The sequence below is a fragment of the Idiomarina sp. UBA4206 genome (assembly GCF_002383015.1).
In the GTDB taxonomy this organism is placed as follows: Bacteria; Pseudomonadota; Gammaproteobacteria; order Enterobacterales; family Alteromonadaceae; genus Idiomarina; species Idiomarina abyssalis.
Genome location: NZ_DFTS01000024.1, coordinates 9,741 through 10,316, shown reverse-complemented (window position 1 = coordinate 10,316; position 576 = coordinate 9,741). Strand labels below are relative to the sequence as shown.

The window sequence follows — 576 nt, the reverse complement described above, 5'->3', positions numbered from 1 at the left end:
TCTGTGGTTACAGGGCTTTCTACGCATGGTGAAACACAGGATGTTGACGTGCTGTACAACCTGGCTAAAGCCGCCGAAAGCAAGCCCGAAGAAGTGGCTGAACTGATTGATCAGTGGCGTAGCGGGGAGCTTGAAACAAACCTTCGTAAGGCCAGCACAGAGCTGGCTGGCGAGGCAAAACAGGCCAAGAAGGAGGCCAAAGAGAACCAGGACAGCGGAGCCGGGGCAGAGGGTAAAAAGGGAGGCAAGCCGCCCAAGGGTGATGATGTGCCGCCCAAGCCGAAAAAGGCCTCAGCGGTGCGCCTGGAGCTGGATAAGGACGAATTCATGTTGACCGTAGAGCTGGGCAATAAAAAGCTGAGCTTCAGGGTTGAGGCGGATACAGTCGTTTCGTTGAAAGACGATATTGCGAAGAATTGGAGCAAGTAATGTCAGAACAGAATGCAAGTTATGGTGAAGATAAACCGGCGGACAACAGTGTGAGCTTAGGGAAGTGCTGGGCAGCACTGCGCAACGAAAACGTTGTGGGCATCATTTCCATGCGGGTACCCAGTGATGTGGATTTTGATGCGTACC

At 53.1% G+C, this 576-nt stretch carries 1 protein-coding gene; it reads left to right on the top strand.

Annotation, left to right across the window (positions count from 1 at the left end; translation table 11 throughout):
- Nucleotides 1-429, top strand: a 429-nt coding sequence (locus tag B3180_RS05170) for a KorB domain-containing protein (RefSeq protein WP_286843405.1), incomplete at its 5' end; no start/stop codon positions are given.
- Nucleotides 430-576: the final 147 nt, after the last annotated feature.